The organism is Wolbachia endosymbiont of Drosophila seguyi (assembly GCF_028981765.1).
Taxonomy (GTDB): domain Bacteria; phylum Pseudomonadota; class Alphaproteobacteria; order Rickettsiales; family Anaplasmataceae; genus Wolbachia; species Wolbachia pipientis.
Genome location: NZ_JAPQLM010000049.1, coordinates 1 through 982 on the forward strand (window position 1 = coordinate 1; position 982 = coordinate 982).

Consider the following 982-nt stretch of genomic DNA (forward strand, 5'->3'; position numbering starts at 1 on the left):
AATTACTGAAAAATCAAGAATATGTCTGCTTTTTCTCACTTGAAATGTCAGCAAATCAGTTAATCAATAGAATGATCAGTATTGAAGTCAATGAGACAATAAACAATATTATCAAGAAACAAAACACAGAACTTTTACATAAAGGGATAAATCAAATAGTTTTTTTAAATATTCTTGTCGATAATTCAGGAAATATGGATTTAAATATCCTAAAGAAAAAAATCTCATTAATTTGCAGAAAATATAAAATGAAATGCATATACATTGATTACTTACAGTTACTCAGAGGATCGAAAGTAACCGAAAATAGAACTCTTGAAGTAACAGAAATCAGTAGAACTTTAAAAAATATAGCAAAAGACTTTAATATTCCTATTGTAGCATTATCACAAATAAGCCGTAAGGTAGAAGACAGACAAAATAAAAGACCACAATTAGCAGACCTACGCGAATCAGGAAGTATTGAACAAGATGCTGATCTAGTGTTATTACTCTACAGAGAAAATTATTACAAGGCTGATTCTAATAACGACTTAGAGATAAATGTTGCAAAAAACCGTAGTGGATCAACCGGAAAGGTTACAGTGCCATATCAAGTAAATACAGGGAGAATATTAAGTTGAAAGATCGCGGAAAATAGTGTATAATATTAATGGTTTTTAAGTGGATTTCTTATGGTTTTATCAAAGTTTTTAGATCCAAAAAACAATTACGCGTTCAAGCGTATCTTTGGTACTGAGAAGAATAAAGACATTCTTGTTCACCTTCTCAATGATATTCTAGGTCTCACTGGTGAAGCTAAAATAAAGGACGTGAAGTTCTTAAATCCTACTCTAAACCCCGATATTGCCTCTCAAAAGGAGAGTATTGTCGATGTACTCTGCAGAGATTCTAAAGGTATTCAAACAATTGTTGAGATGGTGCGACCTGAAAGCCTTCGGTCATATTGTTTAAAAGGAGAGGAATTCATTCAGAAAGAAAC

At 31.7% G+C, this 982-nt stretch carries 2 protein-coding genes; both read left to right on the forward strand.

The features are described 5' to 3' along the window. The coding region (locus OZD62_RS01055) for a DnaB-like helicase C-terminal domain-containing protein (protein ID WP_275019250.1) at nucleotides 1–623 on the forward strand (623 nt) is incomplete at its 5' end. Between the two features lie 51 nt (nucleotides 624–674). After that, on the forward strand, nucleotides 675–982 hold a 308-nt coding region (locus OZD62_RS01060; protein WP_275019251.1), incomplete at its 3' end, for a PD-(D/E)XK nuclease family transposase.